General features: G+C 64.6%; 17 protein-coding genes. 5 read left to right on the top strand and 12 right to left on the bottom strand.

What is annotated here, in order from left to right:
- Positions 1 to 44 precede the first annotated feature (44 nt).
- The 9 genes from O6P39_RS08315 to O6P39_RS08275 all read right to left on the bottom strand — a co-directional run bounded on the left by O6P39_RS08315 (position 45) and on the right by O6P39_RS08275 (position 7724).
- A complete protein-coding gene (locus O6P39_RS08315) occupies positions 45 to 392 on the bottom strand; it encodes a ComEA family DNA-binding protein (protein WP_275610889.1) in 348 nt (115 codons plus the stop codon).
- Positions 393 to 585: 193 nt separating this feature from the next.
- Entirely contained in the window at positions 586 to 2574 is a 1989-nt protein-coding gene (locus tag O6P39_RS08310) for a nucleoside-diphosphate sugar epimerase/dehydratase (protein ID WP_275610888.1), read from the bottom strand.
- A gap of 73 nt (positions 2575 to 2647) precedes the next feature.
- Positions 2648 to 3673: a glycosyltransferase family 4 protein gene (locus O6P39_RS08305; RefSeq protein WP_275610887.1), complete on the bottom strand. Its 1026-nt coding sequence runs from the start codon at positions 3671 to 3673 to the stop codon at positions 2648 to 2650.
- Positions 3670 to 4587, bottom strand: a complete 918-nt coding sequence (locus tag O6P39_RS08300; protein WP_275610886.1) for an SDR family oxidoreductase — start codon at positions 4585 to 4587, stop codon at positions 3670 to 3672. The genes O6P39_RS08305 and O6P39_RS08300 overlap by 4 nt, the downstream gene beginning before the upstream one ends.
- Positions 4588 to 4692: 105 nt before the next feature.
- Positions 4693 to 5718: a hypothetical protein gene (locus O6P39_RS08295; protein ID WP_275610885.1), complete on the bottom strand. Its 1026-nt coding sequence runs from the start codon at positions 5716 to 5718 to the stop codon at positions 4693 to 4695.
- 118 nt (positions 5719 to 5836) lie between these two features.
- Positions 5837 to 6142, bottom strand: a complete 306-nt coding sequence (locus O6P39_RS08290) for a lipopolysaccharide assembly protein LapA domain-containing protein (RefSeq protein ID WP_275610884.1) — start codon at positions 6140 to 6142, stop codon at positions 5837 to 5839.
- Between the two features lie 30 nt (positions 6143 to 6172).
- Positions 6173 to 6457 carry an integration host factor subunit beta gene (ihfB, locus tag O6P39_RS08285; protein ID WP_015478091.1) on the bottom strand — a complete coding sequence of 95 codons (285 nt, stop codon included), beginning with the start codon at positions 6455 to 6457 and terminating at the stop codon, positions 6173 to 6175.
- Positions 6458 to 6659: 202 nt separating this feature from the next.
- Positions 6660 to 7259, bottom strand: coding sequence for an FMN-dependent NADH-azoreductase (locus tag O6P39_RS08280; protein ID WP_275610883.1), 600 nt, complete (start codon positions 7257 to 7259; stop codon positions 6660 to 6662).
- 150 nt (positions 7260 to 7409) lie between these two features.
- On the bottom strand, positions 7410 to 7724 hold the full coding sequence (locus O6P39_RS08275; protein ID WP_275610882.1) for a 3-phosphoglycerate kinase: 315 nt from the start codon (positions 7722 to 7724) through the stop codon (positions 7410 to 7412).
- A gap of 55 nt (positions 7725 to 7779) precedes the next feature.
- Between O6P39_RS08275 and O6P39_RS08270 the strand changes: the two genes are divergently transcribed.
- The 4 genes from O6P39_RS08270 (at position 7780) to O6P39_RS08255 (ending at position 12030) form a co-directional block, all read left to right on the top strand.
- Positions 7780 to 8706, top strand: coding sequence for a LysR family transcriptional regulator (locus O6P39_RS08270; RefSeq protein ID WP_207884256.1), 927 nt, complete (start codon positions 7780 to 7782; stop codon positions 8704 to 8706).
- Positions 8707 to 8740: 34 nt separating this feature from the next.
- Positions 8741 to 9532: an alpha/beta fold hydrolase gene (locus O6P39_RS08265; RefSeq protein WP_275610881.1), complete on the top strand. Its 792-nt coding sequence runs from the start codon at positions 8741 to 8743 to the stop codon at positions 9530 to 9532.
- 29 nt (positions 9533 to 9561) lie between these two features.
- Positions 9562 to 10122, top strand: a complete 561-nt coding sequence (locus tag O6P39_RS08260) for a peptidylprolyl isomerase (RefSeq protein ID WP_275611919.1) — start codon at positions 9562 to 9564, stop codon at positions 10120 to 10122.
- Between the two features lie 75 nt (positions 10123 to 10197).
- Complete coding sequence (locus O6P39_RS08255) at positions 10198 to 12030, top strand: ABC transporter ATP-binding protein (protein ID WP_275610880.1); 1833 nt, start codon at positions 10198 to 10200, stop codon at positions 12028 to 12030.
- 180 nt (positions 12031 to 12210) lie between these two features.
- Here the strand turns inward: O6P39_RS08255 and O6P39_RS08250 are convergent, their stop codons facing one another.
- Genes O6P39_RS08250 through zwf form a run of 3 tightly spaced genes read right to left on the bottom strand, consistent with a single transcriptional unit; the run spans position 12211 to position 15048 of the window.
- On the bottom strand, positions 12211 to 12858 hold the full coding sequence (locus O6P39_RS08250) for a bifunctional 4-hydroxy-2-oxoglutarate aldolase/2-dehydro-3-deoxy-phosphogluconate aldolase (protein ID WP_275610879.1): 648 nt from the start codon (positions 12856 to 12858) through the stop codon (positions 12211 to 12213).
- A gap of 17 nt (positions 12859 to 12875) precedes the next feature.
- Positions 12876 to 13592, bottom strand: coding sequence for a 6-phosphogluconolactonase (pgl, locus tag O6P39_RS08245; protein ID WP_275610878.1), 717 nt, complete (start codon positions 13590 to 13592; stop codon positions 12876 to 12878).
- Positions 13579 to 15048, bottom strand: a complete 1470-nt coding sequence (gene zwf, locus O6P39_RS08240; protein WP_275610877.1) for a glucose-6-phosphate dehydrogenase — start codon at positions 15046 to 15048, stop codon at positions 13579 to 13581. Before zwf ends, pgl begins: the two co-directional genes overlap by 14 nt.
- Before the next feature lie 186 nt (positions 15049 to 15234).
- Here zwf and O6P39_RS08235 point away from each other — a divergent pair, with 186 nt between their 5' ends.
- The gene (locus O6P39_RS08235; protein WP_275610876.1) at positions 15235 to 16092 is read left to right on the top strand and encodes a MurR/RpiR family transcriptional regulator; all 858 of its coding nucleotides are present in this window, start codon (positions 15235 to 15237) and stop codon (positions 16090 to 16092) included.
- Positions 16093 to 16187 lie beyond the last annotated feature (95 nt).

Here is a 16187-nt window from a genome sequence, read left to right as displayed (position 1 = left end):
AGAAAAGCCGGTCAACGACCGGCCTTCTTCCTTTCTCAGCTCCCTCAGAGCGAAATCCTGTCTCGATTCTTATCCAGGGTACCCTTGCCAATCCCCTTCACTTCCAGGAGCTGATCGATGCTGGTGAACGGGCCATTGGCCGTACGGTAATCGACGATCGCCTGGGCCTTGACCTTGCCGATGCCCTTCATCGACTTCTGCAACTCTTCCACGGTCGCGGAGTTGATGTTTACGGTATCGGCCTGCGCAACCGGCGCCTTGCTGGCGGGGGCGGTGGATTCGACGGCAGGCTTGGCAACGGGCTCAGCCTTGGCAGCGGCACTGGTGGCGCCAGCAAAGGACAAGCAGGCCAGCAGGATAATGCTTGCGGCAGAAAGCAGACTCTTCTTCATGGATCGTTCCTTGACGTATCAGGTTTCGAGGCGGGCGCCATTGCGCCGCCCGGAAAACATATCGCCAGGAATACCCGTGAAAACGCCGGTTTAAAGAGTCGGCAACAGTTTCCGCTGCCGCCGACAGATCGCGAGGAAAGGGCTGACAACGCTCGCAGATGCGGCTCTTCCCGCGTCTGCTAGAAGCCCGCGATCAGGGCTCCATGCGTCGGTGCTGATGGATGAGATCGACGATGTCGCCTTCCGGGCAATAGCCGTTGACCGTCTCGCGCAGCAACTGACGCACCCGCGCATAGTTGCCCTGGTCAACCGCCTTGAGCAGGTCGACCAACACCAGCTTGAAGCCCTCCCAGGGCATCAGCTCCTCGTTGGCCTTCATGATCATGGGGTGCTCGGTAGCGCTGACGTCGTCGCCGATCAGCAGCTCCTCGTACAGCTTCTCGCCCGGCCGCAGCCCGCTGAACTCGATGGAGATATCACCGTGAGGCGTCCGTTCGGAGCGCACACTCAGACCGGACAGGTGAATCATCCGCTCGGCCAGCTCGAGAATCTTCACCGGCTGCCCCATGTCGAGCACGAACACGTCACCGCCACGCCCCATCGAACCCGCCTGGATGACCAACTGGGCAGCCTCGGGAATCGTCATGAAATAACGGGTGATGCCGGGATGAGTGACGGTCACCGGCCCCCCGCGCTTGATCTGCTCGCGGAACAGCGGGATCACCGAACCGGACGAACCCAGCACGTTGCCGAAGCGAACCATGGTGAAGCGGGTCTTGTTGACCTGATGCACGCCGGACTTGTCGCCGAACAGCACCGGCGCCGACTCCTGGCTCAGCGCCTGCAGGATCATCTCCGCCAGCCGCTTGGTGCTGCCCATGACGTTGGTGGGGCGAACCGCCTTGTCGGTGGAGATCAGCACGAAATTCTGAACCCCGGCCTGCACCGCTACCTGGGCCGTATGGAGCGTGCCGAGCACGTTGTTGAGCACGCCCTCGGAAATGTTGTGCTCGACGATCGGCACGTGCTTGTAAGCGGCCGCGTGGTAGACGGTGGCCACCTTCCAGGTCCGCATGACGTCGAGCAGCCGCTCGGGGCTGCGCACGGAGCCCAGGATCGGCACCAACTGGACCGCCAGGGACTCGCGCCTGACGCGCATGTCCAGTTCCTGGTGCACGCGGTAGAGGTTGTATTCGCTGTGCTCGAACAGGACCAGCACCGTCGGCGAGGAGGCCAGGATCTGGCGGCAGAGCTCCGAGCCGATGGAGCCGCCCGCGCCCGTCACCATCACCGCCTGGCCGCGGATGCAGTGCTCGAACAGCTCCTTGCGCGGCTCGACCGCGTCTCGCCCGAGCAGGTCGGCGATGTCCACTTCCTGGATGTCGTCCACCCGCACCCGGCCGTTGGCCAGGTCGATGAAACCAGGAACACTGCGCACGTGCAGCGGATAAGGCTCCAGCAGCCCCAGGATCTCGCGACGGCGCGCACGCGATGCGGACGGAATCGCCAGCAGCACTTCCTGCGCGCCGGTCTCCTCGATCAGTTGCTGGATATGCTTGGGCTTGTACACGCGAAGGCCGGCGATGATCCGGTTGGCAATCTCGTCGTCGTCGTCGATGAAGGCCACCGGGCGCATGGCCCGTCCCAGGCGCAAGGCGGCGACCAACTGGTTGCCCGCCGAGCCGGCCCCGTACACGACCACCTTCGGCAAACCGTCCTGCCTGTTGAAGAAGGGCACCGCCTGCACGGCGCTGTACCAGTCGCCCATGAAGTACTGGCGCATGGCCAGACGCAGGCCACCGACCATCAGCAGGCTGAGCCACCAGTAATTGAATACCAAGGATCGAGGGACGGCCTCCTCGACCGCACGATTCCAGTAAACCACCAGCGACAACAGCAGCGCCGACAACGTGACCGCCTTCCAGATGGCGATCAGCGCGTCGTTGCCCAGGTAACGCATCACCGCCCGGTACATTCCGAAGCGAATGAACAGCGGGATCGCCACCAATGGCGCTGCCACGAACAGCCAACTGTGCACGCGCAGCGGATACATCAGGTCCTCTGTCCCCAGGCGCACGATGAACGCCATCCAGAGCGCGAACCAGACCAGAATGATGTCAGTGACGACCTGCAAGAGTCGCTTGTACCGTCGCGGAAGCCTTAGCAGGCGTTCTCGAAGCATTTGTGCTTGTCCTTCATCGAGAGCGGGAATAACGCACTCCCCCCGCTACATTGACCACCATTTCCAATGGAGTTCAGCTCACATCCTGATCATCCGGACGGCCTGCACCCAGACGAGCTACGACAAGCACCAAAGGAGCATAGGCCGCAATCAGTGCCAACAAACCGGAAACCTGTCCCAGACTGACCAAAACCGCAAGCGGCATCAACCAGCACAGGTTGATGCCGGTAATCGCCAGCGACACCCGCAAGTGACTGCCATAGTGCCGCGACGCACGCTGGTAGGCGTGGCTGCGATGCGCTTCATAGACTCGCTCACCGCGAATCAGGCGGTGGAGCAAGGTGTAGCTCGCATCCACCACGAAAACCCCGAGCAGGATCAGCCAACTCCACAGCAAGGGCGGCGATACCCACCCCGCCTGAAGCGCCATTCCCCCCAGCACGACCCCAAGGAAACCGCTGCCGGCATCCCCCATGAAAATACGCGCCGGGGGGAAATTCCATACCAGAAACCCCGCAGTCGCCATGGCCAGGATCAATGGAAGCAATGCCTGCGAACCCGCACCGACCAGCCAGTAGCACAACGCCCCGGCCAGACAGACGCTGATGGCCTCCAGGCTGGCGATGCCATCGATGCCATCCATGAAGTTGTACAGGTTGAGCAACCAGACCAGAAACACCAAGGCTAGCAGATCCCCAGCCACACCCAGGTCCATCGCGCCCCAGGGCATGCTCAGCACCGGCAGGCCACCCACCCAGTACATCAACCATCCGGCCCCGACGAAATGCCCCAACAGGCGCCAACGGGCCGGAATATGCCGATGATCATCCAGAAAGCCGATGACGGCCACCCAGGCGCCGGCAGGCAGCAGTGCCACCAGGCTATGAACCTCGACAGCCCCTAGAACAGCCGCTAGCGCCAGACAGCCGAGGAAACCCGCCACGATGGCGACGCCACCGCCGCGGGGCGTTGGAATCTGGTGCGAACTACGGGCGTTGGGGATGTCCATAATGCTCCGCGCCAACGCGTAGCGCCGCACCCCCCAGGTCATGCCCCACGACGCCAGGAAAACAGCCGCCAGCAATACCCCCATGCTCATTGACCTCGACACTCCTTGTACCATTGCGCGGTTTCCCGGATAGCCTGTTTCATCGACACCGGAGGCTGCCAGTCCAGAACCTGGCGAGTGGTGGAGATATCCACCTGCAGCGAGCCGAGCAGGCGCTGCACCTGTTGGCTGCGACCGGTGAACAGCCCCAGCGCCCGCAGGACCATGGCCGGCACCGGCAGCAAGCGCGGGCGCACGCCCAGCGCCTCGCTCAGTTCGCGGCAGAGTTGCGCCGTGGACAGGTCCTGCCCGTCGCTGGCCAGGAACACCCGGCCAGCTGCCGCGGGATGACGCGCACACTGCAGCAGCAAGTCGACCAGATTGTCCCGCGCCACCAGGCTACGGCGATTGTCGATGGCCGCGAAAGGCAATGGCAGCCGACGTTGCAGCGCCCCCATCAGACTGGCGAAATTGGCCTTGACGCCGGGCCCGTAGACCAGCGGCGGGCGCACCGCCACCACTTCGAGCCCGGTATCCCCGGCCATTGCGAACAGCATCTGCTCCGCTTCGAGCTTGGACTGCCCGTAAGGGTCCTGCGGGTGCGCGACCGAATCGGAGCGGTACGACTGCCCCGGCTCGGTTTCCTCGCCGTTAACCTTGATGGAACTAACGTAGACGAAGCGCTTCACGCCTGCAGCGACGGCCTGTCGCGCCAGTTGGCGAGTCGCCTCGACGTTCACCGCGCGGAACTCGGCCAGCGGATCGGCGGCGCGCTCGTCCATGACATGCACCCGCGCGGCGGCATGAATTACCACGTCGATACCCTGCACCGCCTCTTCCCAGCACTGGGACGCACTCAGGCCATCGATATGCACACACTCGATACCACCCGGCAGCTCATCCGGCCGCCGCCGTACAGCGATGCGCACATGCACTCCCGATTCCGCGCACAAACGCGCCAGCATGCCTCGGCCGACAAAACCTGTCGCGCCCGTCAGTAAAACATTCAATCCTGTACCTGCAGAACCTGACGCCCACGGGCGTCATCCAGAGTGTCGTGCGAATTCGCGCTAGAGAGGCGAGATGACAGGCCGCAGCGCATTCCAGGCATGGCAGCTCGGGCACTGCCAGTGCAGCTCCCGCCCCGAGAAACCGCAGCGGCTGCAGCGATAGCGCGGCATTGTCCTATACAAGCCGATGATAATTGGAGCAATTTTTTCGATGCCCGAAGTATTGCCGTCCGCCACGTGAAGCCCATCCAGGAATTCGCCAACGCCCTGCCAGGAAGGGCGCTGTTCGACACGCCGCAACAGGCTGTCGCGCCAGTAGGTAGAAGCGCCGTCGTCCTCGGTCTCAGCCAGAACCGCCAGGATCAGCGGCGGTACCTCTTCGGACTCCGCCAGGTTGCGGAGGAACTCGCGAACCTGCGGCACACCCAGGCAATCGTAACGTCGCAACAGCGGCACGATCTCCCCAACGAAAGCCTTGGCGTCCCGCGCCAGCTCGCCCATGGTGGCGACGGCCGCGGGATGATCCTGCCGCCAGAGCTCGCAACCCAGCCGCATCAGCAGTGCCCGCACGCAATGGCGATCCACCCGGCGTGCTTCGCGCAGCAGCTCCTGCATGCCGCTGCGGTCGCCACTGCGACCTTTCTCCTGGGCCAGCTCGCAGTAGTAATTGGCCAGCGCCGCGACCAGCTCGGGCCGGCTGGGTACCAGCTGGGCCGCCAGCTCGATCGCCCGGGACCAATCCTTCTCCCGCTCGCAGATCAGTCGTTGCTCGTCGAGCGCTTCCAGCGAAATCGGCTCACCCTGCAGATGAACCAGCTCATCCAGCAGTTCCTCGGCACTGCCGAGCAAACCGCCTGCAATGAAGTCCCGCGCCAGTTCGAGGCGAACCTGCGAGGCCAGCGAAACATCCTCGCCAGCGCGGCCGAGAAGGTCCTGGTGAATATGAATGGCTTTTTCGATATCGCCCCGCCGGCGGAACAGATTGCCGACGTGCAGATGGCTTTCCAGCGTCTCCGGGCTCAGCACCAGGCCCTGGGAGAGATTTTCCAGCGCATCGTCGGAGTGGCGCTCCAGCAGGTTGTGCATGCTGTGGATGCGCGAGCGCAGGTCATTGCCTGCGCCGGGAATGGGCTGTGAACGCGAACGCCGCCCCATCCACCAGCCGATGGCCAGGGCGCAGAAGAAGAACAGCGTCGCGAGAACGCTAGGCATGATCCGTCAGCGACTTGTCACGCAGCGCGTCGTTCTCCTTGCGGAAGCGGGTAATTTCAGAGCGCATGCCCGCCATGCGGACGCGCGCCCGGGCGCGGACGGGAATGCTCAGCAGCAGGCCGATCAGCCCGCCGAGGACAAACGCCAGGGACACGAAGACAACCAGCGGCCATTGCGGCGACTGCCAGCCCAGGAAGGTCAGTTGCACAGTCTGGAGGTTTTCCAGGACGAAAACCACGACCACGGCAGCCAGAACGACCAGCGCCAGGATGAACAGGAAACGCTTTACCCGAAGCATGGAAACTCCTTCAAAACGGATACCCCGGGCTCACTCGGGCTCGTTGACGCGGTCGCGCAGCTCCTTGCCGGGCTTGAAGTGCGGAACGAACTTGCCGTCCAGGCGCACGGACTCGCCGGTCTTCGGATTACGGCCGGTGCGCGGGGCGCGATAATGCAACGAGAAACTGCCGAACCCCCGGATTTCGATGCGATCCCCAGTCGCCAGAGCCTGGGACATTTGCTCAAGCATGGTCTTGATCGCCAGCTCCACATCCTTTGCGGAAAGCTGCCCCTGATGGGTGACGATTCTCTCGATCAACTCCGACTTGGTCATGGTTTTCCCTTCTTTTTCAAGCGGCTAGATCAGCTCAAGGTTCTTTTAGCATGCTGATCAGACTTTGAACAGCCCGAAGGGAAAGGATGTGATCGCTCCCCCGCAGGGCCAACCTCGGGAATAAAAAATGGCCGGCCTCCGGGGGAAGGAGGTCGGCCACGGTCGCACCCAGGAGCGGAAGGGTGCGCAAGGGAAAAACGGATCAGGCGACGGCGGCGAGTTGAGCCTTGGCCTTGGACAGACCCTTCTCGGCGAATTCGGCGCCCATGTTCAGGCCTTCGGCGTGGATGAAGGTGACGTCATGGATGCCGACGAAGCCCAGCGCCTGGCGCAGGTAGGGCTCCTGGTGGTCCAGCGCACCACCGGCGTAGACGCCGCCGCGGCTGGTCAGCACGAAGGCGCGCTTGCCGGTCAGCAGGCCCTGCGGGCCGGTCTCGGTGTACTTGAAGGTGACGCCGGCGCGCAGCACATGGTCCAGCCAGGATTTCAGGGTGCTGGGAATGGCAAAGTTGTACATCGGCGCGGCCAGCACCAGCACATCGGCGGACTGCAGCTCGGCGGTCAGCAGATTGGAGCGCTCCAGCGCCGCCCGTTCGATCTCGGATTGCTCTTGCTCAGGCTTCATCCAGCCGCCCAGCAGGTTGGCGTCCAGGTGCGGCACCTGCTCGACGGCCAGGTCGCGCACCTGGATTTCATCCGCCGGGTGTGCGGCCTGCCATTGGGCGATGAATTCGCGGGTCAGCTGACGGGATACGGAACCTTGCTGGCGGGCACTGCTTTCGATAACCAGAACGCGGGACATGGATTCGACCTCCATCGGTCAGTGACTTGTCGATGGAGTGAATCCTAAAGATGGATAACTCGATAAAAAAGCGGAAATAATCGCTGCTAATTATCGAATAAATTGATTTTCAGCTGAACTGCTTCTAGTCTTGGCCCCGTAAGGAAACTATCAGGCCGGCGCACAGGTGAGCTTGATGCGCAGCTTGATGACCGCGCGACTGAAGCTCGAGGTCATGTTGGCCTCCTTGCCCGGCTCCAGAGTGGCCTTGCGCACATGGGGCGTTTCCGGGCCATTGACGAATACCGCGGTGCAGGTCACCGGCTGCTGACCGTTGTTGCGCAACAGGATCGCGCCCATCTGGTCGCCGATGTCCTGGGTGTCATAGCTGATCTCGGTGCCATTGAGCGACTTCTCGACCTCAATGGGATAGGCCAGTGCGGTCAGCGGCAACAGTGCCAGAACGGCACAACAGATTTTTTTCATGGCGGTCTCTTGTTGGTCTTCTGCGGACCGCCAGATTAGACAAGAGGAGGCGAGGATGAAAGCGCCCCGCGTTACCCTGGATCAGTGGAGAACCCTGCAGGCCGTGGTCGATCACGGCGGCTTCGCCCAGGCGGCGGAAGCCATGCACCGTTCGCAGTCGTCGATCAGCTACACCGTGGCGCGCATGCAGGAGCAGCTCGGCGTGCCGCTGCTGCGCATCGACGGACGCAAGGCGGTGCTCACCGAGGCCGGCGAAGTGCTGCTGCGGCGCTCCCGCCAACTGGTGAAGTCCGCCGGCCAGCTGGAAGAGCTCGCTCACCACATGGAACAGGGCTGGGAGCCGGAGGTCCGCCTGGTCGTGGACGCCGCCTACCCCACCGTGCGCCTGGTCCGCGCCCTCTCCGCCTTCATGCCGCAAAGCCGTGGCTGCCGGGTGCTGCTGCGCGAAGAAGTGCTCTCCGGCGTAGAGGAAGCCCTGGTGCAGGGCCATGCCGACCTGGCCATCAGCGGCCTGAACATCGCCGGCCATCTGGGTGCTGACCTCAGCGTGGTGGATTTCGTCGCCGTCGCCCACCCCGACCACCCGCTGCACCGCCTGCAGCGCGAGGTCACCCACCAGGACCTGGAAACCCAGATGCAGGTGGTGATCCGCGACTCCGGCCGCCTGCAGCCACGCGACGTCGGCTGGCTGGGCGCCGAGCAACGCTGGACGGTAGGCAGCCTGGCTACCGCCGCCACCTTCGTCAGCAACGGCCTGGGCTTCGCCTGGTTGCCGCGGCACATGATCGAGCGCGAGCTCAAGGACGGCGTGCTCAAGCCACTGCCGCTGACCCAGGGCGGCGTACGCGAGAGCCGCTTCTACCTCTACCCGAACAAGGAGAAGCCGCTGGGCCCGGCCACGCAGATTCTCGTCGAACTGCTGACCACCTTCGCCAGCGTCCCACTGGACGCGCACTTCGCCGCCCCCGAGAGCCCGGCCTGAGGCCGGGGCCCAGAGCCAAAGCAAGGAGCCCGTCATGCCCTTCTTCGACCACGCCGGCCACCGCCTGCATTACGAGGAAAGCGGATTCGGCACCCCGGTACTGCTGGTGCACGGCCTTGGCTCCAGCACCCGCGACTGGGAATACCAGGTGCCGGAGCTGGAGAAACGTCACCGGGTGATCGCCCTCGACGTACGCGGCCACGGCCAGTCGGACAAGCCGCGCGAGCGCTACAGCATCGCCGCCTTCGCCGAGGACGTGATCGCCCTGCTCGACCACCTGCACCTGGGCCGCGTGCACCTGGTCGGCATCAGCATGGGCGGCATGATCGGCTTCGAGCTGGCCACCCGCTGGCCGGAGCGCCTGAACAGCCTGACCATCGTCAACAGCGCGCCGGAAGTGAAACCGCGCACCCTGCGCGAATACCTGGAAGTGGCGCGCCGGCTGTTCCTCGCCCACGTGCTGGGCCTGGACACCGTGGGCAAAGCGCTGGGCAAGCTGCTCTTTCCCAAGCCCGAGCAGGCCGACCTGCGCCGCAAGATCCAGCAGCGCTGGCCGCAGAACGACAAACGCGCTTACCTTTCCAGCCTGCACGCCATCATCGGCTGGGGTGTGCAGGAGCGCCTGGCGCGCATAACCTGTCCCACACTGGTGATCAGCGCCGACCGCGACTACACCCCGGTCTCGCTCAAGCAGGCCTACGTCGGGCACCTGCCCAACGCCCGCCTGGTGGTGATCGAGGACTCGCGGCACGCCACGCCGCTGGATCAGCCGGAACGCTTCAACACCACCCTGCTCGACTTCCTCGAGCAGGTCGACCATCCCTAGAACCTAACGGAAACATCCGCCAAATGACTCTGTTCAAACGCTTCCTGCTCGCTGCCTGCTCCCTGGTCCTGGCCGGCTCGGCATTCGCCGCCGACGCCAACAAGCCGCACGTACTGCTGTCCACCACCTCGGGTGAAATCGAGATCGAGCTGTACGCCGACAAGGCACCGATTTCCGTGAAGAACTACCTGTCCTACGTCGACAGCGGCTTCTACAACGGCACCATCTTCCACCGCGTGATCCCCAACTTCATGATCCAGGGCGGCGGCTTCACCGAGGCCATGAAGGAGAAGGACACCCAGGCGCCGATCAAGAACGAAGCCGACAACGGCCTGCTCAACGAGCGCGGCACCCTGGCCATGGCCCGCACCAGCGCAGTGGACTCGGCCACCAGCCAGTTCTTCATCAACCTGACCGGCAACGACTTCCTCAACCACGGCGCCCGCGACTTCGGCTATGCCGTGTTCGGCAAGGTGGTGCGCGGCATGGGTGTGGTCGACCAGATCGCCCAGGTCCAGACCGGCAACCGCGGCATGTTCCAGGACGTGCCGAAAACCCCGGTCGTCATCCTCTCCGCCAAGCGCCTGTGATGTCCCGCGCACACGCCTGACGGAGGCCATATCCAGCGGGTCCAGGACGGACCCGCTACCAACCTGAGAAGAATCATGCTTTACCGTCGTTTCGAACGTCTGATCGACCCCTTCCGTGACGTCCCCGAGCGCATGCCGCCGTCCGACGTCATCCGCTTCTACGTCTATTACCTGCGCCAGGTCTGGCCAGTGTTCCTCGCCCTGCTCTTCGTCGGCCTGATCGTCGCGCTGATCGAAGTCGCGCTGTTCAGCTACCTGGGGCGCATCGTCGACCTCGCCCAAGGCACCGCCCCCACCGACTTCTTCACCCTGCACGGCCGCGAGCTGATCTGGATGGCTGTGGTCGCGCTGATCCTGCGCCCGCTGTTCAACGGCCTGCACGACATGCTGGTGCACCAGAGCATCAACCCCAGCATGACCAACCTGATCCGCTGGCAGAACCACCGCTACGTGCTCAAACAGAGCCTGGGCTTCTTCCAGAACGACTTCGCCGGGCGCATCGCCCAGCGCATCATGCAGACCGGCAACTCCCTGCGCGACTCCGCCGTGCAGGTGGTGGACGCCATCTGGCACGTGGTCATCTACACCCTCAGCGCCCTGGTGCTGTTCGCCGAGGCCGACTGGCGCCTGATGATCCCGCTGGTACTGTGGGTGATCGGCTACGTCGGCGCGCTGGGCTACTTCGTGCCGCAGGTGAAGCGCCGCTCGGTGGCCGCCTCCGATTCGCGCTCGAAACTCATGGGCCGCATCGTCGACGGCTACACCAACATCACCACCCTCAAGCTGTTCGCCCATACCCGCCAGGAGGAAAACTACGCCCGCGAGGCCATCGACGACCAGACTCGCAAGGCCCAGCGCGCCGGACGCGTGGTGACCTCCATGGACGTCACTATCACCATCTTCAACGGCCTGCTGATCGCCGGCACCACGGGCCTGGCCCTGTGGCTGTGGAGCCAGTCGCTGATCTCGGTGGGAGCCATCGCCCTGGCCACCGGCCTGGTCATCCGTATCAACAACATGTCCGGCTGGATCATGTGGGTGGTCGGCGGCATCTTCGAGAACGTGGGCCAGGTGCAGGACGGCATGCAGACCATCGCCCTGCCCCGCCAGGTGGTGGACAAGCCGGAAGCCAGGCCGCTGACGGTGAATCGCGGCGAGGTGCGCTTCGAGCAAGTGTCGTTCAGCTACGGCAAGGGCGGCGGTCTGATCGACGGCCTCGACCTGGTGGTGCGCCCCGGCGAGAAGATCGGCCTGGTCGGCCCCTCCGGCGCCGGCAAGTCCACCCTGGTCAACCTGCTGCTGCGCCTGTATGACCTGGAAGCCGGACGCATCCTGATCGACGACCAGGACATCGCCGGTGTGACCCAGGAAAGCCTGCGCGCGCAGATCGGCATGGTCACGCAGGACACTTCGCTGCTGCACCGTTCGATCCGTTCCAACCTGCTCTACGGCCGCCCGGATGCCGGCGAGGACGAATTGCAGGACGCCATCCAGAAGGCCCGCGCTTCGGAATTCATCCCGCAACTGAGCGACGCCGAAGGGCGGCAGGGACTCGACGCCCATGTCGGCGAGCGCGGCGTGAAGCTTTCCGGCGGCCAGCGCCAGCGCATCGCGATCACCCGTGTGCTGCTCAAGGACGCGCCGATCCTGATCCTCGACGAAGCCACCTCGGCGCTGGACTCGGAAGTGGAAGCGGCGATCCAGGAGAGCCTGGAGACCCTGATGCAGGGCAAGACGGTGATCGCCATCGCCCACCGCCTCTCCACTATCGCCCGCATGGACCGCCTGGTGGTGCTGGAACACGGCCGCATCGTCGAGAGCGGCAGCCATGCCGAGCTGCTGGCCCATGGCGGGCTTTACGCGCGGCTTTGGCGGCACCAGACGGGTGGGTTCGTCGGGGTGGATTGATCGTTTGCCCTGAGATGCACCAAAGCATCCGTTATCTGTAGGAGCGAGCTTGCTCGCGAACAGCCCGAGCATCAGAGCCGCCGGGGAAATCCGTTCGCTAGCAAGCTCGCTCCTACGAAGAGCCGCTCGCCCCCATAAAAAAGCCCGGCACAGGGCCGGGCACGTCCAAACCGGGACAGCTCAGTGTGTGTCCAGTAACGCCAGCGCCTCTCGGCTCAAGCGCTCGACCGTAGCCCAGTCGCCACTGTCGATGGCGGCCTTGGGCAGCATCCAGCTGCCGCCCACGCACATCACGTTGGCCAGCCGGTAGTAGTCATTCAGGTTGTCCGGGCCGACGCCGCCCGTGGGGCAGAAACGCACGTCCGGGAACGGCCCGCCGAAAGCCTTGAGCGCATCCACGCCGCCGCACACCTTCGCCGGGAACAGCTTGAAGCGACGCAGGCCGTGGCGGTACGCGGCCATGATTTCCGACGCGGTGGCCACGCCCGGCAGCAGCGGCACCGGACGAGTCACGGCGTACTGCAGCAACTCCTCGGTGCAACCCGGCGTGACGATGAACTTCGCCCCCGCCTCTTCCGCCTGGCGGAAGGTTTCCGGATCGAGCACGGTGCCGGCGCCCACCAGCAGTTCCGGGCGTTGCTCGCTCAACTGGCGAATGGCGGTGAGCCCCAGCGAGGTCCGCAAGGTCACTTCCAGAACGGTGATCCCTCCAGCGGCAAGGGCATCCGCCATGGGCAGGATGTCCGCCTCGCGGTCGATGGTGATCACCGGCAGGATGCGCGCACGCTGCGCCAGGGCATCGATCTGCTGGATGTGTTGTTCAGACATTGCGGTAACTCCGTGCCTCAGGGGCACCAATGGATCGAAAGAGGTGCGCGCAGGAACGCGTTGACCGGCATGCGCTGGTCGTCGTTGTCGCTGAGCGCCTGGCTCAGGGTGGCCAGCTTGGCCTCGCCCTGGATGGCCAGCAGTTGCACCCGCGCGCCCTGCAGCACGGCGCGGGTCAGGGTCAGGCGCTGACGGGGCACGCTCGGCGCCCACATCGGCAGGCAGCGGCGCGTGCTCACCGGGTCGAGCGCTTCGACCAGCCCGGCGCTGCCGGGGAACAGCGAGGCGGTATGGCCGTCGTCGCCCATGCCCAGCACCAGCACATCGATGGGCAGGCTCAGCTCATGCAGGAAACGGTCGGCCTTGTCGGCCGCCTCTTCCAGCGAGGCCGCCGACTGGTACAGGCCGATGAAGTGTGCGCGGGCCGCCGCGCCCTTGAGCAGATGGCGACGCAGCAGGCCGGCATTGCTGTCCGGGTGCGACTCGGGCACCCAGCGCTCGTCGGCCAGGCTGACGGATACCTTCGACCAGTCCAGCTCCGCGCTACTCAGCGCTTCGAGGAAGGCAATCGGACTGCGCCCACCGGATACCACCAGCAACGCCCGGCCACGTTCGGCCAGCGCCGCGCGCAATCCATCGGCCACGGCGGCGGCCAGTCCTTGCGCCTGCTCGGCGGCGTTGTTCCAGGTTTTCCAGGCCATGCCTTCAGCCAGTTTCGGTTCAGTGATCGCCATACCAGTCCCTCCCGTCGCGCGCGATCAGGGCAACAGCCGCCTGCGGTCCCCAACTGCCCGCCGGGTACGGCTTGGGCTCCTCGCCCAGGCGGCCCCAGCCGGCGATCAGGTGGTCACACCATTTCCAGGCGAACTCCACCTCGTCCTTGCGCACGAACAGGTACTGATTGCCTTGCATGACTTCCAGCAGCAGTCGCTCGTAGGCGTCCGGCGTACGGGCGGTGTGGAAGGTCTCGGAAAAATTCAGTTGCAGCGGGCCGGTGCGCAGCTGCATGCCCTTGCCCAGGCCCTGGTCCTTGGTCATCACCTGCAGGGAAATGCCCTCGTCCGGTTGCAGGCGGATGATCAGGCGGTTGCTGATCAGCGAGCGCTGCTCCGGGGCGAAGATGTAGTGCGGCGGTTCCTTGAAGTGGATGACGATCTGCGACAGCTTCTGCGGCATGCGCTTGCCGGTACGCAGGTAGAACGGCACGCCGGACCAGCGCCAGTTGCGGATATCCACGCGCAGCGCGACGAAGGTCTCGGCGTCGCTGTTGGGGTTGGCGTTTTCCTCGGCGAGGTAGCCGGGCACCGCCTTGCCGTCGATGAAGCCGGCGGTGTACTGGCCGCGCACCACGCGGGTTGCCAGTTGCTCCGGCGCGATGGGTTCGAGCGCGCGCAGCACCTTCACCTTCTCGTCGCGGATGCTGTCGGCGGTCAGGTCCGCCGGCGGGTCCATGGCGATCAGGCAGAGCAGCTGCAGCAGGTGGTTCTGCACCATATCGCGCAGCTGGCCGGCCTTGTCGAAGTAGCCCCAGCGGCCTTCGATGCCGACCTTCTCGGCCACGGTGATCTCCACGTGGGAGATGTGATTCTGGTTCCACTGGGTCTCGAACAGGCTGTTGGCGAAGCGCAGTGCGATGAGGTTCTGCACCGTCTCCTTACCCAGGTAGTGGTCGATCCGGTAGATGCGGTTTTCCGGGAAGAAGCGCGCCACCGCATCGTTCACCGCGCGGGATGATTCGAGGTCGTGGCCGATGGGCTTCTCCAGGACCACCCGGGTGCGCTCGGCGAGACCGACGGCGGCGAGGTTCTCGCAGATGCCGCCGAATACCGAGGCGGCCGTGGCGAAGTAGGCGACCAGGGTGCGCTCCTCGCCGACCTGTTCGGCCAGCGCCGTGTAGGAGCCGGCGTCGAGGAAGTCCATGTTCAGGTGAGTCAGGCGCGCCTGGAAGCGCGTCCACACCGCCTCGTCCCACTCCTTCGCGGGCACCGCCTGGCGCAGGCGTCGCTCGATGACGGTCAGCGGCGCCTCGCTGGCACCTTCGTCGCGGGCCAGGGTGAGAATACGGGTATCACCGTGCAGCAGGCTCTCGCGGTCGAGCTGATACAGCGCCGGGAGCAGCTTGCGCAGGGCAAGATCACCCAGGGCGCCGAACAGCGCGAGGGTGCAGGGCAGAACGCGGACTTCAGGCATTTGTTGTTACCAACCAAATTTTGAACGATAGTTAGCCTTCCACGCCGGCATTAAGACAAATATGTAGTAATTAAACAACATATTTTTGCCGTTTCGCACCGCTGTTGGTCACCTGCCGGCCTGACGTTAGGATAGCGCCGCTGGCCGCCTCTACCCGGCCAACCGTCGATTGCCCAAGGAGCACGGATGAAAAACCTGCTGGAGCAGATCCAGAGCCGTCTGGAAGAGCTGAACAAGGCCGAGCGCAAGGTCGCCGAAGTGATACTGCGCGACCCGCAGCAGGCCACGCGTTTCAGCATCGCCGCGCTGGCCCAGGCCTCCAGCGTCAGCGAGCCGACGGTGAACCGCTTCTGCCGCTCCTTCGGCATGAGCGGCTACCCGGAACTGAAGATCCAGCTGGCCCAGAGCCTGGCCAGCGGCGCGGCCTTCGTCGCCCAGGCGGTGGCCGAGAACGACGGCCCCGAGGCCTACACCCGGAAGATCTTCAGCAGCACCATCGCCTCGCTGGACAGCGCCTACAAAATGCTCGATCCGAAGGTGATCGACCGCGCCGTGGACCTGCTGATCCAGGCCCGGCAGATCCACTTCTTCGGCCTCGGCGCTTCGAGTTCAGTGGCACTGGATGCGCAACACAAGTTCTTCCGCTTCAACCTGGCGGTATCGGCCCACAGCGACGTGCTGATGCAGCGGATGATCGCCTCGGTGGCGCACACCGGCGACCTGTTCGTGGTGATTTCCTATACCGGGCGTACCCGCGAGCTGGTGGAAGTGGCGCACCTGGCGCGGCAGAACGGCGCCTCGGTGCTCGGCCTGACCGCCGCTGACTCCCCACTGGCCCGCGCCAGCACCCTGAGTCTGGACATCCCGCTGCCGGAAGACACCGACATCTACATGCCGATGACCTCGCGGATCATCCAGCTCACCGTGCTCGACGTACTCGCCACCGGCGTCACCCTGCGCCGCGGCGTGGACTTCCAGCCGCACCTGCGGCGGATCAAGGAGAGCCTGGTGCCAACGCGTTACCAGCTCGATGAGGAAGATTGAGGGAAGCACTGCTTTCGTAGGAGCGGAGCTTCTCCGCAATGCTCTTGTGCAAGGCTGAACGATTCGCGGACAAGGTCCGCCCCTACAAGAGCTGC

This window comes from Pseudomonas sp. PSE14, from assembly GCF_029203285.1.
Lineage (GTDB): Bacteria > Pseudomonadota > Gammaproteobacteria > Pseudomonadales > Pseudomonadaceae > Pseudomonas.
This window is presented reverse-complemented; position numbering and strand designations above follow the sequence as displayed.

What these genes read in the sequence shown, in the direction of transcription:
- O6P39_RS08315 (WP_275610889.1), bottom strand. Translation starts at nt 392, where the DNA reads ATGAAGAAGAGTCTGCTTTCTGCCGCAAGCATTATCCTGCTGGCCTGC.
- O6P39_RS08310 (WP_275610888.1), bottom strand. Translation starts at nt 2,574, where the DNA reads ATGCTTCGAGAACGCCTGCTAAGGCTTCCGCGACGGTACAAGCGACTC.
- O6P39_RS08305 (WP_275610887.1), bottom strand. Translation starts at nt 3,673, where the DNA reads ATGAGCATGGGGGTATTGCTGGCGGCTGTTTTCCTGGCGTCGTGGGGC.
- O6P39_RS08300 (WP_275610886.1), bottom strand. Translation starts at nt 4,587, where the DNA reads ATGCTGGCGCGTTTGTGCGCGGAATCGGGAGTGCATGTGCGCATCGCT.
- O6P39_RS08295 (WP_275610885.1), bottom strand. Translation starts at nt 5,718, where the DNA reads ATGCACAACCTGCTGGAGCGCCACTCCGACGATGCGCTGGAAAATCTC.
- O6P39_RS08290 (WP_275610884.1), bottom strand. Translation starts at nt 6,142, where the DNA reads ATGCTTCGGGTAAAGCGTTTCCTGTTCATCCTGGCGCTGGTCGTTCTG.
- ihfB (WP_015478091.1), bottom strand. Translation starts at nt 6,457, where the DNA reads ATGACCAAGTCGGAGTTGATCGAGAGAATCGTCACCCATCAGGGGCAG.
- O6P39_RS08280 (WP_275610883.1), bottom strand. Translation starts at nt 7,259, where the DNA reads ATGTCCCGCGTTCTGGTTATCGAAAGCAGTGCCCGCCAGCAAGGTTCC.
- O6P39_RS08275 (WP_275610882.1), bottom strand. Translation starts at nt 7,724, where the DNA reads ATGAAAAAAATCTGTTGTGCCGTTCTGGCACTGTTGCCGCTGACCGCA.
- O6P39_RS08270 (WP_207884256.1), top strand. Translation starts at nt 7,780, where the DNA reads ATGAAAGCGCCCCGCGTTACCCTGGATCAGTGGAGAACCCTGCAGGCC.
- O6P39_RS08265 (WP_275610881.1), top strand. Translation starts at nt 8,741, where the DNA reads ATGCCCTTCTTCGACCACGCCGGCCACCGCCTGCATTACGAGGAAAGC.
- O6P39_RS08255 (WP_275610880.1), top strand. Translation starts at nt 10,198, where the DNA reads ATGCTTTACCGTCGTTTCGAACGTCTGATCGACCCCTTCCGTGACGTC.
- O6P39_RS08250 (WP_275610879.1), bottom strand. Translation starts at nt 12,858, where the DNA reads ATGTCTGAACAACACATCCAGCAGATCGATGCCCTGGCGCAGCGTGCG.
- pgl (WP_275610878.1), bottom strand. Translation starts at nt 13,592, where the DNA reads ATGGCGATCACTGAACCGAAACTGGCTGAAGGCATGGCCTGGAAAACC.
- zwf (WP_275610877.1), bottom strand. Translation starts at nt 15,048, where the DNA reads ATGCCTGAAGTCCGCGTTCTGCCCTGCACCCTCGCGCTGTTCGGCGCC.
- O6P39_RS08235 (WP_275610876.1), top strand. Translation starts at nt 15,235, where the DNA reads ATGAAAAACCTGCTGGAGCAGATCCAGAGCCGTCTGGAAGAGCTGAAC.